General features: G+C 67.5%; 10 protein-coding genes. 6 read left to right on the plus strand and 4 right to left on the minus strand.

Annotated features, from left to right (window positions below):
- The first annotated feature begins 4 nt into the window (after nucleotides 1-4).
- Complete coding sequence (locus AC13GF_RS06675) at nucleotides 5-1,438, plus strand: hypothetical protein (RefSeq protein WP_483004010.1); 1,434 nt, start codon at nucleotides 5-7, stop codon at nucleotides 1,436-1,438.
- On the opposite strand, the gene AC13GF_RS06680 is transcribed toward AC13GF_RS06675, so the two are convergent.
- Nucleotides 1,435-2,613: a low temperature requirement protein A gene (locus tag AC13GF_RS06680; protein WP_483004012.1), complete on the minus strand. Its 1,179-nt coding sequence runs from the start codon at nucleotides 2,611-2,613 to the stop codon at nucleotides 1,435-1,437. The two genes, AC13GF_RS06675 and AC13GF_RS06680, sit on opposite strands and share 4 nt — an antisense overlap.
- 9 nt (nucleotides 2,614-2,622) lie before the next feature.
- Nucleotides 2,623-2,889 carry a hypothetical protein gene (locus tag AC13GF_RS06685; protein WP_483004013.1) on the minus strand — a complete coding sequence of 89 codons (267 nt, stop codon included), beginning with the start codon at nucleotides 2,887-2,889 and terminating at the stop codon, nucleotides 2,623-2,625.
- A 202-nt stretch (nucleotides 2,890-3,091) separates the two neighbouring features.
- Between AC13GF_RS06685 and AC13GF_RS06690 the strand changes: the two genes are divergently transcribed.
- The 4 genes from AC13GF_RS06690 (at nucleotide 3,092) to blaL1 (ending at nucleotide 7,918) form a co-directional block, all read left to right on the plus strand.
- On the plus strand, nucleotides 3,092-3,616 hold the full coding sequence (locus AC13GF_RS06690; RefSeq protein ID WP_049450831.1) for an RNA polymerase sigma factor: 525 nt from the start codon (nucleotides 3,092-3,094) through the stop codon (nucleotides 3,614-3,616).
- Nucleotides 3,613-4,449, plus strand: a complete 837-nt coding sequence (locus AC13GF_RS06695) for a FecR family protein (RefSeq protein ID WP_483004015.1) — start codon at nucleotides 3,613-3,615, stop codon at nucleotides 4,447-4,449. Before AC13GF_RS06690 ends, AC13GF_RS06695 begins: the two co-directional genes overlap by 4 nt.
- A 71-nt stretch (nucleotides 4,450-4,520) precedes the next feature.
- On the plus strand, nucleotides 4,521-6,950 hold the full coding sequence (locus AC13GF_RS06700; protein ID WP_483004016.1) for a TonB-dependent receptor: 2,430 nt from the start codon (nucleotides 4,521-4,523) through the stop codon (nucleotides 6,948-6,950).
- Between the two features lie 95 nt (nucleotides 6,951-7,045).
- Nucleotides 7,046-7,918 (plus strand): L1 family subclass B3 metallo-beta-lactamase, encoded by an 873-nt coding sequence (gene blaL1 / locus AC13GF_RS06705; RefSeq protein ID WP_483004017.1) that lies wholly within the window; start codon nucleotides 7,046-7,048, stop codon nucleotides 7,916-7,918.
- 120 nt (nucleotides 7,919-8,038) lie between these two features.
- Here the strand turns inward: blaL1 and AC13GF_RS06710 are convergent, their stop codons facing one another.
- On the minus strand, nucleotides 8,039-8,575 hold the full coding sequence (locus tag AC13GF_RS06710) for a DUF411 domain-containing protein (protein ID WP_483004018.1): 537 nt from the start codon (nucleotides 8,573-8,575) through the stop codon (nucleotides 8,039-8,041).
- A gap of 482 nt (nucleotides 8,576-9,057) precedes the next feature.
- Complete coding sequence (locus AC13GF_RS06715; protein ID WP_483004020.1) at nucleotides 9,058-11,343, minus strand: FdhF/YdeP family oxidoreductase; 2,286 nt, start codon at nucleotides 11,341-11,343, stop codon at nucleotides 9,058-9,060.
- A gap of 244 nt (nucleotides 11,344-11,587) precedes the next feature.
- Between AC13GF_RS06715 and fdhD the strand changes: the two genes are divergently transcribed.
- Nucleotides 11,588-12,427 carry a formate dehydrogenase accessory sulfurtransferase FdhD gene (gene fdhD, locus AC13GF_RS06720; protein ID WP_483004022.1) on the plus strand — a complete coding sequence of 280 codons (840 nt, stop codon included), beginning with the start codon at nucleotides 11,588-11,590 and terminating at the stop codon, nucleotides 12,425-12,427.
- Nucleotides 12,428-12,488: the final 61 nt, after the last annotated feature.

Below are 12,488 nucleotides of genomic sequence, written 5' to 3' on the forward strand. Positions count from 1 at the left end.
TGACATGAGAGATCTGAACGACGCGATTGCCGATGTCACAACCGATATCGGCCAGGCGCAGGCACAACTGGCCGCGCGTGGCGACCAGTGCCGGGAACTGATCAAGGAACAGGAAGCACTGCACGGGCGGGTCCACGACGACTTCAACGCGCTGGCCCGCCTGCAGGCCGAGGCTGCCACCGATGCGCCGCCGATGCTTGCCCGGGACCTGCTGCAGCAGACCAGCGCCGATCTGCAGCGCCGTGATCGCAAAGCGGCGGCGCTGGCAGGCGAGCTGCAGGCGCTGCTGGACATCGAGCAGTCGCTGCAGCAGCGGTCGCAGGAGGCCGTTGCCGCACGCGACGCCGCCGGCGGACGCTGGCAGGCCCTGCAGGACCAGGTGGACACCACGCTGGAAGCGGAACCCACCTACAGGGCGCTGCAGGACGACCTGCAGCTGGCCGTGGCGCGCGCCGACACGGTCGAGCGCATGGCCACCTCTGCGCAGTCGGAGCATGACGCCAAGGCCGGCGCCTACCAGGCCGACCCGATCTTCATGTACCTGCACCGGCGCAACTACGGCAGCACGGCCTACCGCGGCTGGCCGCTGGTGCGCACCGTCGACGGCTGGCTGGCCGAACTGTGCGGCTTCGACCGTGCCCGTCGCGAGTACGCAACGCTGGTCGAACTTCCGCCCTATCTACAGGAACATGCCGGACGCGCCCGCGACGACGCCGAGGCTGCCCGCCAGCCGGTACAGCAGGCCCGCGATGCCGCCCTCGCCCACGCCGGTGGCGACCCGCTGCGCCAGCAGCTGCAGACGGCACAGGGCGCATTGGCGCAGGCGCTGTTGGCCGAGCAGCTGCATCGGCAGACCGTGGATGCCAAGCAGGCACAGATCGACGGCTTCCACAGCTGGACCGATGCCGAAGGCCGCACCCTGCTCACCGCGCTGGCGCGCACGCTGTCGGCCAAGAGCATGGACGACCTGTACCGCCGCGTCGCCGCCACCGCCTCCGGCGAGGACGATGCCGTGCTCGAACGGATCCATGGCAGTCGCCTGCGCCTGGGCGAGATCGACGGCATGGTGGCTGAGCACACCCGTGAAATGGCCGTGCTGAAGAAGCGCCTGGACAGCCTGCAGGCTGCGCGCAGGAGCTACCAGGCGGCAGCAGACAGCGAACGCCAAGCCTACGAGGCGCCAAGCTACCGGGCCGCCGCACCGGCCACAGTCGCCGCGTCCTTCTTCAGCACCACCAGCAGCCGAAGCGCCACCCACTCCTCTGGCAGCCTGTTCGACCTGCTTTTGAGCGGTTCCAGCAGTTCCAGCTCGCGTTCAAGTTCCAGTTCCAGTTCCAGTTCGCGCTCGAGTTCCAGTTCGAGTTCCAGCGGCAGCAGCTTCCACAGCGGCGGCGGCATCAGCGGTGGCGGTGGCTTCAAGACCGGCGGCGGGTTCTAGCCCGGCAACGGCCGGGTGCGCCGCTTCAGCCACGTATCCAGCAGCCCCACGCCCAGCAGCACCAGGCTGGTCAGCCACCCGGCGGCCAGCAGGTGCATGTGCGGCAGCATCAGGCCCAGTACCAGCAGCGCCACCGCACCCAGCAGGTGCGAGCGCGGCGCATGCCCATAGACCACGCGCTTGTAGAGGGCACTGCCCAGCAGGTAGATCAACGGCCCCGCTACCAGCACCGTGGCGTAGACCGGGGTCACCGCTGCGCCAGGATGGTCCATGACCAGATCGTTGCCGACCGCGGTGGCGATGATGCCGGCGATCAGCAGCGCATGCACGTAGTGGAAGTTGGCGCCCATCCGCCCGGGGTCCTCGGAATGGGTGATCGCCGCAGTGGCGTCGCGGCTGGAGATACCGAAATACAGCCACCACATGGCGATGGTGCCGGCGAAGGTGGCGAGCACCGCCGAGACCACATCGCCGCTCCAATGCTCGACCTCGCTGAGAACGCCGCCAGTGGCCAGCAGCGTCTCACCCAGGGCGACGATGACGAACAACTGGCAACGCTCGGCCAGGTGCCCGCCTTCGATGGTCCAGTCACGGGTGTGCGACCGGCCCATGCCCGGGAACGCGAAGCCGAACATCGGCGAGATGTATTCGCAGGCCACCGCCATCGCCCACAGTGCCAGCCGCAGATTGCCCTCGGCCGCAGCGCCGGCCAGCCAGAAACAGGCCGATACACTTACCCACGCCAGCATGCGGCGGAAGTTGGGCGCCAGCGGATGGCTGCGACCGACCTCCAGCAGCACGAACACCGTGCGCCCGACCTGCATGGTGGCGTAGGCCCCCGCGAAGACCCAGGCGCGTTCAGCGAAGGCCTCGGGAATGGACGAGGACATCAGCAGCGCCAGCAGCATGGTGACGAACAGCAGGCTGCGGATGCGTGGCGCCTCCGGATCGAACCAGTTGCTGACCCAGCAGGCGTACTGCCAGCCCAACCAGACCGCGAACCACAGCACCAGCGTCTGCATCACCCCGACCAGGTCCAGGTGATGCAGCAGATGGTGGCTGAGCTGGGTTACCGCAAAGACGTAGACGAGGTCGAAGAACAGCTCTTCGTAGGTCACGCGGGCGTGGTGGCCATCGCGCTGGCGCAGGGCAGGCAGTTTCAGTCGTGTGCTCATGGCCGTTCTTCAGCGCGCCAGGCGCCAGTACAGCAGACCAGCCAGCAACGCCGGCACGGTGAACACCAGAAGCAGGATCGGCAGTTCCTCCCGGACGGCGTAACCGGCCTTGCTCACGCCCACCCACATGTTGGCCACCGTCACCAGCAACCAGGTGGCGATGAACGCGATCAGGGCCGTGGGCAGCTGTGACTGGCCTACGCTCCACAGCCGCCCGAACAGCAGGAACACGCCCAGCAGCACCACACCACCCACCATCACCATAAGCACGTGCATGGTCCATCTCCTTGAGCCTGCTGGCAGGCTAGCCGCGGCCGATTCTGCGCTCCAGACGATGATCGTGGTTTCACTTTCCAGCCCCGTCGAACAATCCCGATCCCCGCGCCACATAGCAAACGCGAACGGTTCCCATTAGTATTGCGTCATCGCGCAGGGATGCCCTCCCCGCGCCCGCCCCTTGCCCTTGCTTCCAGTCCGGATGTCCCAGCTGCCTTCCCTACCCCCTCCTGCGCTGCCGCTGGTGTCCTCGCTGGTGCGCCACTACGAGGAACTGGTGGAGTACCTGCGCTGCCGGTTCCGGTCGCCAGGGCTGGCCCGTGAAGTGGTGCACGATGTCTGCGTGCGGCTGCTGGAACGTCCAGCCGCCTACGATGCTCGGCAACCCATCGCGCTGCTGCGGCGCATCGCCCATGATGCGGCGGTGGACCGCTGCCGCGCCGAGGATCTGCGCCGGCACTGGGTGGAGGCGCGTGCCGAATTGCCCGATGACGCCTGCCCACGCCCGGGCCCCGAGCAGCAGGCGCAGGGACAGCAGGCCTTGCAACGCCTGAGCGCTACCATCGAGCGCATGCCCTGCCGGCGCCAGCAGGTCTTCATCCTGCACAAGATCCACGAGCTGCCGCAGGCCGACGTCGCGCAGCGCATGGGCATCGGTCTGAAGGCGGTGGAGCGTCACCTGCGGCTTGCCATGGCCGATTGCCGCCAGCAGGGCACGCCGCAGTGAGCGATGCACCTGCACCACCACCGCCGCCCGAGGTCCCCACCACCGACCAGGTCCTGGACCAGCATCGGGACGCCCTGAAGCAACGCTTCCCGCTGCCCGAGCCGGAAACGCTGCGCCGCCGCGGTGGCGGCACGAAGCGGGTCCTGCCCGTGTTGCTGGTGCTGGCCGGTGCCGTATTCGTGGCCGACCCGGCCTGGCAGGTCCGCGACTACCAGACCGGCGTGGGCGAACGCCGCGAACTCGTCCTGGCCGATGGCAGTCGGGTACAACTGGATGCGGGCACCCACGTGCAGGTGCGCCGCCATCTGCGCTCCCGGCAGGTACTGCTGGACCAAGGGCGGGCACGCTTCAAGGTGCAGCACTCGGCCTGGCGGCGCTTCGAGGTGGATGCCGGCGCGGTCCACGTGCGCAACTACGGCACGGTGTTCGACGTCGACCGCCAGGGTGAACTGAGCGAGGTGACACTGTGGCGCGGCGAGGTCGGCGTGCGCGTCGACGAGGGCGGCAGCGAACAGCGGCTGAAGCCAGGGCAGCGCCTGCTGGCACAACGCGGTTCGCTGTCACCCCCGGAGGCCATCGATCCAGAGCAGGCGGACTGGACCAGCGGGCGCCTGCAGTTCGACCGCATGCCACTGAGCGAGGTCCTGCGCATCCTGCAGCGTTATCACGACCGTCCCATCGTGCTGGACGACCCGACACTGGGGCCGCTGCAGGTGTCGGGTGTATTCGACGCCGACCGCGCCGAGACCGTACTCGCGCTGCTGCCCGAGATCCTGCCGGTACAGGTGCACACCGCTTCCGATGGCAGCCTGCATCTGCGCGCCCGCGATTGAATGCCACACCGAGGGTGGGTTGCGCGCCGTCCCATCCGGCAAGTGCTTGAACCCTTCCGAAGGACCCCCGCATGACCCGCCCTGTTCCGCCTGCCACCCTGCGCCGGCTGGCCCCCACCCTGCTCGCTGCCTGCCTGTGTGCGGCCCTGCCGGCCACGGCACAGACCGCTGCGTCCGCGCCCGTCGAGCTGCACCTGCCGGCCGGCCCGCTGCAGGTCTCGCTCAATTCGCTGGCGCGGCAGAGTGGCATCCAGCTGTTGTTCGCCGCCGACAGCGTGAGCGGCCGCAGCGCCCCGGCTGTTGATGGTCGCTACACCCCGCGTGAGGCCCTGCAACGGCTGCTGGCAGGCCAGGGCCTGGCCCTGCAGGAACGTTCGCCAGGGGTGTTCGTGGTGAGTGCCGCGCCAGCGCCGGCGAAGCCGCGCACCCCGGCCCGGGCCGCATCATCGGCGCCGTCATCCGCCACAACGACGGCGCTGGCCCGCGTCACGGTCTCGGCCTCGACCGCACGCATGCCGCAGGGCGAGACCGCCATGCCCAATACCATCACGGTGCTGACCCGCGAGGACATCGCCCAGCAGCTGGCGTTGGGTTCAGATGTGTCGCGGGTGCTGTCGTCACAGATCCCGGCGTTTGCCCCGGCGCGCGAAAAGATGTCCAACTACGGCGAGACCATGCGCGGCCGCGGCATCCTGTACATGGTCGACGGCGTGCCGCAGTCCACGCCGCTGCGCGATGGCTCGCGTGATTCGCACACCATCGACCCGGCGATGATCGAACGCATCGAGGTCATCCACGGCGCCAACGCGCTGCAGGGCATCGGCGGTACCGGCGGCATCGTCAACATCATCACCCGCAGTGCGCCCAGTGAGCCAGGCGCGTTCCTGCTCGACACCAACCTCAGCTACAGCGCTGCCCTGCCCAGCCGCCACGATGACAACGGCCAACGCGGCTCGGCCCTGGTGGGCGTGCGCGGCGAGCAGTTCGACCTGGTCGCCGGCCTGGCCTATGAGAAGCAGGGCCTGTACCACGACGGCGAGGGCCGATCGATCGGCACCAACGCGCAGGGCGAGCTGATGGACTCGACCTCATCGAACGTATTCGCCAAGCTGGGCTGGAACATTGCCGAGGGCCACCGCCTGCAGGTGATGGCCAACCGCTACGAACTGCGCGGGCTGGACAACTACCTGGCCATCAACGGTGACTACCGCACCGGTCGCCCGACCATTTCGGTCCCCGGCGACACGCCACTCGATCCGCCGATGAACCGCTCGCGTTCGCTGACGGTGGACTACAGCGCCGCCGACCTGCTCGGTGGCCGTTTCCAGGCGCAGGCCTTCGCGGTGGATTTCGAAGGCCGCTACGGTGCCAGCCAGTGGGATCCGTGGGGCAACACCGGTGCCAATGCCGCCTGGGACCAGACCCAGAACGAATCGGACAAGCGCGGCTTCAAGCTGACCCAGAGCTGGAGCCGCATCGCCGACACCACGCTGGACGTGACCCTGGGCCTGGACGGCCTGCGCGACCGCACCCACCAGGTGCTGCTGGCCAGTGGCATGAACTGGGTGCCGCAGACCACCTACCAGAGCCTGTCACCGCTGCTGCAGCTGCACTGGTGGCCGACCGATCACCTGATGCTGTCCGGCGGCCTGCGTTACGAAAAGGGCGAGCTGGAAGTGGGTGACTACACCACCCTGCCCCGTTACGGCGCACGCAAGGTGGCCGGTGGCAAACCGACGATGAGCGAGACCCTGCCCAACTTCGGCGCGGTCTGGTACATCAACGATCGCCTGAACGCCTATGCCTCGTACTCGGAAGGCTACACCGTGGCCGACGTCGGCCGCGTGCTGCGCGCGATCAACCGCGACGGCCAGCGCGTGGACAGCCTCATCGACCTGTCACCGGTGGTGTCGGACAACCGCGAGATCGGACTGGAATACGACGATGGCCGCTTCAGCGGTGACATTGCCTACTACACCTCCGAATCCAAGCTCGGCTCGGTACTGATCTACGATCCGGGCATCGATGCCTATGCGGTGCAGCGCCAGGCCACCCGCGTGGAAGGCTTTGAAAGCAACCTGCGCCTGCGGCTGGGCGACAGCCGACTTGGCCTGGGCTATGCGCGCGCCAACGGCCGCTACGATGCCGACGTTGACGGCCGCCTCGACAGCGACCTGGCTGGCGTGAACATCGCCCCGAACCGGCTGACCGCGTTCTGGGAACAGAGCTGGACGCCGCAGCTGAGCACCCGCCTGCAGGCCAGCCATGCCTTCGACCGCGACTTCGACCTGCGTGGTGCGCGGGTGGCCGAGTTCAAGGGTTACACCACTTTGGATCTGGTCGCGCGCTATACGCTGGACAAGCATGCCTTCACGCTGGGCGTGCAGAACCTGGCAGACAAGCAGTACATCAGCTACTACTCGCAGACCACGCCGTCGAACCCGAGCTATTTCTCCGGTCGCGGCCGGGTGCTGACGCTGGGGTGGCAGTACCGGTACTGATCCATGGCGTCCTTATGGGAGCCATGAAATCTATGCGAGACGCGATGAAGGAGGCCCATGCTAGTTTCTGGGCCTCCTTCAAGCGGACGTGAATCATGCGCTTTACCCTGCTCGCCTTCGCCCTGGCTGTCGCTCTTCCGGCCGCCCACGCCAGTGCCGCCGAGGCACCGCTGCCACAACTGCGGGCCTATACCGTGGATGCGTCCTGGCTGCAGCCGATGGCGCCGCTGCAGATTGCCGACCACACCTGGCAGATCGGCACCGAGGACCTGACCGCGTTGCTGGTGCAGACCGCCGAGGGCGCAGTACTGCTGGATGGCGGCATGCCACAGATGGCCAGCCACCTCATCAGCAACATGAAGGTGCGCGGCGTGGCCCCGCAGGACCTGCGATTGATCCTGCTCAGCCATGCGCATGCCGACCATGCAGGCCCGGTGGCGGAACTGAAGCGCCGTACCGGTGCGCATGTGGCGGCCAACGCCGAAACGGCAGTGCTGCTGGCGCGCGGCGGCAGCGATGACCTGCACTTCGGTGATGGCATCACCTATCCGCCGGCCAGCGCCGACCGCATCATCATGGATGGCGAAGTGGTCACGGTGGGCGGCATCGCATTCACCGCGCACTTCATGCCAGGGCACACCCCGGGCAGCACCGCCTGGACCTGGACCGACACCCGCGATGGCAAGCCGGTGCGCATCGCCTACGCCGACAGCCTGAGTGCACCGGGTTACCAGCTGAAGGGCAATCCCCGTTATACGCGCCTGATCGAGGACTACAAGCGCAGCTTCGCAACGGTGCGGGCGCTGCCCTGCGATCTGCTGCTGACCCCGCATCCGGGCGCCAGCAACTGGAACTATGCCGCCGGCAGCCAGGCCAGCGCCAAGGTACTGACCTGCAACGCCTACGCGGATGCGGCCGAGAAGAAGTTCGACGCGCAGTTGGCCAAGGAAACGGCCGCAACCCGCTGATTCTGTAGCGTCGAGCTTGCTCGACTGAAGCACAGAGCAGTCGAGCACGGCTCGACTCTACAAAGAGCAGGTCGGCCGCGTGGAAAGGTGCCGGTCAGACCGACCGGCACCCACCGTCTATCAGCCACCCTGCCCGTGCTGGGCAAACGGCTCGGTGCTGCCGTCGGTGCGCACCAGCTCGACGGTATACGGCTGCACGTAGCCGTCCGGCATTTCCATGCCCGGCGAACCGGCCGGCATGCCGGGCAGCACCAGCCCGCGCGCCGCCGGTCGTTCGGCCAGCAGGCGCTTGATGTCCTCAGCCGGAATATGGCCCTCGACCACATAACCGCCGATCTCGGCGGTATGGCAGGACGCCTTGCCGACCGGTACACCCAGGCGGACCTTGATCGGGTTCATGTCATCGGTGTCGCGCACGTCCACCTGGAAGCCGGCGGCCTTCAGATGGTCGACCCAGATGCCGCAGCAACCGCAGCTGGCGGTCTTGTGCACGATGGCCACCGGTAAGGCCGGATCGACCTTGGCCGGGCTGGCCTGGGCCGGTGCCGGTGCTTCGCTGGCGACCGGCGCCGCGGAGGATTCTTCGGCGGCACGAGCGCAGGCGGTGGCGGCCAGCACGGTGCCCAGCAGCAGGCCGAGGGAGAGAGTACGGTTCATTGAGTGATTCCTTTGCAGAGGCGGGCAACGTAGCCCGCCGCCCGCGCATCGAAGGCGCGGGCAGAGTCGAGAAAAAGTCGAGCAGCTACGGCAGGCGCTTGAGGCCTGCAGGGAATCACGCGATGGGGGGCCGCAGCGGGTCCAGTATCGGCGGCGGTGCGCGTTGCTGGGTATTGGCCGGAACAGGCGCTTCGCGCCAGGGCGAGGCCGGCGTTCCGCTCAATGTCGCCAGCATGCCAAGACAGGCCGGTGGGCATTCGCACTCGCCACTCTGGCAGGCCGCCGGGGCTACATCATCGCAGCAGCCGGCTGCAGCCATCGCGGCCGAGTGCGGTGCAGCGCAATGGTCCTGGCTGGACGGGCCGCTGTACGAAGACGCGGCGAGCGCCAGCGCTGGTGCATTCAGCACCAGGGCGACAAGCAACGTCCATCGCAGCAGCAGGCCAGGCAGGTTCACACGCCGATGATAGCCGATGCGCGTGCTACGCAATCGCCGCCGCCATCGCCCGCACCCGCACCGGGATCGACTTGGCGGCGGGCGTACCGCTGATCCGGTCGTAGTAGTCCAGCGGCAGCAACGGGTTCAGTTCGGGGTAGTAGCCGGCCAGCGCGCCGCGCGGCATCGGGTAGTCCAGCACGGTCAGGCCTTCGATGCGCCGCTGCACACCATCGCCGCTGATCGTCTCCAGGCTGACCAGCGCTTCCTTGTCCAGCCCGCGCGCCAGCCGGTCCTCGATGTTCATGAACAGCACCATGCGATCGTTGTACACGCCGCGATAGCGGTCGTTGTAGCTGTAGATAGTCGTGTTGTACTGATCGTGCGAACGCACGGTGGCCAATCGCAGCATGTCCGGATCATGCACAGGATCGTCCACGTCCAGGCCGGGCATCACCAGGATGTTGGCCTTGCCGTTCGGCGTGGGCCAGACGCGGCGGCGCGGTGGAATGTCCAGATGGAAGCCGTGCGGCTGCTGGATGCGCTCGTTGAAACCGGCGTAGATCTCCGGGTACACGGCCGCGATCAGCTCACGGATGGGTACGTAATCGTGCATGCAGCCTGCCCAGTCGACCTTGCTGTGCGGCAGCGCGGCCATCGCCATGCGGCAAACAATCTCGACCTCGGGCAACACATCGGCGCTGACCGGTTCGAGCACGCCGCGCGAGGCGGTTACATTGGACATCGCGTCCTCGATGGTGACGAACTGCTCGCCGGCCGGCGTGACGATGCGCTCCGAGCGCGCCACCACCGGCAGGATCAGCGCATCGCGGCCATGAACCAGATGACCGCGGTTGAGCTTGGTGGCGATGCCCACGGTCAGGTCCAGCCCACGCATCGCTTCGTACGCGCGAGGCGTATCGGGCACCGCGTGGATGAAGTTGCCACCCAGGCCGATGAACAGCTTGGCACTACCCTCCAGCATCGCCTCGATCGACTCGACCACATGATGGCCGTGCTCACGCGGCGGATCGAAGCCGAACACCTGCTGCACGCGGTCCAGATAGGCCGGCTTGGGCTTCTCGTCGATGCCGACGGTGCGGTCGCCCTGCACATTGGAATGGCCACGGATCGGCCCGATGCCAGCACCGGGCTTGCCGAAGTTGCCACGCAGCAACAGCAGGTTGGCGACCTGCTGCAGCAGGCGCGAGCCGTACTGGTGCTGGGTCAGCCCCATGCCGTAGCAGATCACGGTGGCATTGGAGCGGATGTAGATCTCCGCACAGCGACGGATCTGCGCCTGCGAAATGCCGGACACCTGCACGATCTGGTCCCAGTCCTGCGCCATCACGTCTTCGCGCAGCGCCTCCAGGCCCACCGTATGTTCTGACAGGAACGCATGGTCGAGCACACGCTCACCCTGCGCCTCGCGCTCGAACATCACCTTCATCATGCCCTTGATGAGGGCCAGGTCGCCGCCGATGCGGATGTGCACGAACTCGCTGGTGATCTCGGTCGAACCGAACGTGGCCATCTGCACCATGTCCTGCGGCTCGGCGAAGCGGATCAGCGCGCGCTCGGGCATCGGGTTGACCGCCACGATCGGAATGCCGCGTTTGCGCGCCTCGACCAGGTTGCTCATCATCCGCGGTGAATTGGTGCCGGTGTTCTGGCCAATCACGAAGATCGCCTCGGCGTGCTCGAAATCCTGCAGCACGATGGTGCCCTTGCCCACCCCGATCGCCGGCGGCAGGCCACGGCTGGTCGGCTCGTGGCACATGTTCGAGCAGTCCGGGAAGTTGTTGGTGCCGAACTCGCGCACGAAGATCGAATACAGGAACGCGGCTTCGTTGGGCGTTCGGCCGGACGTGTAGAACTCGGCCTGGTGCGGGCTGTCCAGCGCCTGCAGGTGGCGGCCGATCAACGCGAAGGCATCGTCCCAGCTGCACGGCACATAGTGGTCAGTCGCCGCGTCGTAGCGCATCGGCTCGGTCAGCCGGCCCTGCATCTCCAGCCAGTAGTCGGTCTGCGCCATCAGTTCGGTCACGGTGTGCTGGGCGAACAGCTCACGACCGGCACGGAACTGCGTGGCTTCCCAGGCCAGTGCCTTCGCGCCGTTCTCGCAGAACTCCAGCTTCTTGCGTTCGTCGGCGTCGGGGAACGCGCAGCTGGGGCACTTGAAACCGCCGGGCTGGTTCATCGCCAGCAACGCCTTCGACCCCTTGCCGATCACGCTCTGCTGCAGCAGCACCTTGGCCGTGGCGCCGGCGGCGCCCCAGCCACCGGCGGGCTGGTTGTAGGGCTTGTAACGCGGCGGCTTCTGCTCGGACATGTTCGGGAACCTGACGGGAGGAACGCGGCAACAATGGGCACAACGCGGTCCGGCGGCGCTTTCGAACGCACAGCCAGCCCCACAGTCAAACACGGCCTGCACGGCTTCGCCAGTGGGTGCGCGCTGTTTTCAGCGCAGCCTGCCATGACAATGGTTACACCTGCGTCAGCGCATGGCCACTGCGCTATTCTCGATGGCGTGGGTGGTCCACCACCTGCGTATCTCCCTTGTCCGGACGCGCTGCATGCCTGATTCGACCCCACCGCACACCCCGCCTGCCGGCACGGCCCAGCGCCCGTTGCAGCGCTGGCGCAGCGAGGGGCATCAGCCGCAGGTCGACGTGGTGGCTGAGGAAGTGCCGGTGGCGCTGCGTTACAACGGCGCCGCATTCGCGGTGATGATGGCCACGCCCTGCGACCTGGAGGACTTTGCGCTGGGCTTCTCGCTCAGCGAGGGATTGATCGCTACGCCTGCCCAACTGCTGGCCATCGAGGTACGACCGCAACTGGAAGGCATCGAGCTGCAGATGACCGTGACCGAGGATGCACCCGGCGCCGACCTCGATCCGGCCAACGGGCGCCTGCTGCCCGGCCGCGGCGGTTGTGGCTTGTGTGGCACGCGCCAGCTGGAGGAGGTGCTGCGGCCACTGCCCGAGGTGCGCGAACGGCGGACCTACCCACCGGCGGCCCTGCAACGGGCGCTGGCCACGCTGGCGCAGCATCAGCCGATGAACGCGGTGAGCGGCTCGACCCATGCCGCGGCCTGGGCCGATGCCAGCGGTCGCATCGGCTGGGTGCGCGAAGACGTCGGCCGCCACAACGCGCTGGACAAGCTGATCGGCGCCCTGCATCACAATGAACACACGATCGAGGGTGGGCTGCTGGTGATTTCCAGCCGCGCCAGCTACGAAATGGTCAGCAAAGCTGTACGGGCCGGCGTCAGCGTACTGGCTGCTGTCTCTGCACCGACCGCGCTGGCGATCGACCTGGCCCGCAGTGCAGGCCTGTGCCTGGTCGGGTTCGCGCGGGAGAGCGGGTTCAATGTGTATACCCATCCCGAGCGGTTGCAGGCAGACGGCAGCTAGAGCCGCCCCACCCCGGCTGCACCCTTCGGACCGGCCCGGGCGGCCCACTGCCACCCGGGCC

Source organism: Stenotrophomonas sp. 22LJNL06-5-1 (assembly GCF_056861455.1).